This window comes from Streptomyces luteosporeus (assembly GCF_039532865.1).
GTDB lineage: Bacteria > Actinomycetota > Actinomycetes > Streptomycetales > Streptomycetaceae > Streptomyces > Streptomyces luteosporeus.
The window spans coordinates 1-663 of the sequence record NZ_BAAASL010000069.1 but is presented as its reverse complement, the minus strand read 5'-3'; the positions used below and the strand labels follow the sequence as shown (position 1 = coordinate 663).

General features: G+C 25.9%; 1 protein-coding gene. It reads left to right on the top strand.

Going from position 1 to position 663, the window contains the following annotated elements:
* Positions 1 to 292: 292 nt before the first annotated feature.
* A partial coding sequence (gene dcd / locus ABD361_RS30460) for a dCTP deaminase (RefSeq protein WP_344440217.1) occupies positions 293 to 663 on the top strand: 371 nt, incomplete at its 3' end.

Here is a 663-nt window from a genome sequence, read left to right as displayed (position 1 = left end):
AAAGACAAAGTTGCCATACAACTCCTTGGCTCACAGAACGACATGGCTACGATCCGACTTTTTCTTTAATGTTTTTGAAGATGAAGAAATAATATTAATACAAATAAAAATAAATATGAAGAAGAAAGAATACGAAAAAATTGGAATGTCTATCTTAAAATATTTAGTTCATACTTTCAAATATCCAAATTATATAAAAGTAAATTGGAGATATGATAGAAATATGTTTAAAATCTCAGTAATTTGTGGAGAAATAAATATGTCAGAAACTGAAAATAAGAACTGAGAAAAGATGATTTTATCAGATAGAGATATAAAAAGATATATAAATTTAAATAGACTTGTAATTGAACCTTTAAGTGAGGATACAATTAGAGAAAATGGAGTAGACTTAAAAATTGGAAATGAAATAGTTAGAATAAAAGAAAATATGACGAAAGAAATAAGAGATGAATTTATAATTTATCCATATGAACATGTTCTCTTAACAACTAAAGAATATATAAAATTACCAAATGATATTATAGCATTTTGCAATTTAAGATCTACATTTGCAAGAAAAGGATTATTAATTCCGCCGACTATAGTAGATGCGGGATTTGAAGGACAATTAACTATAGAACTTGTTGGTTCTTCAATTCCAGTAAAACTAAAAACAGGAGA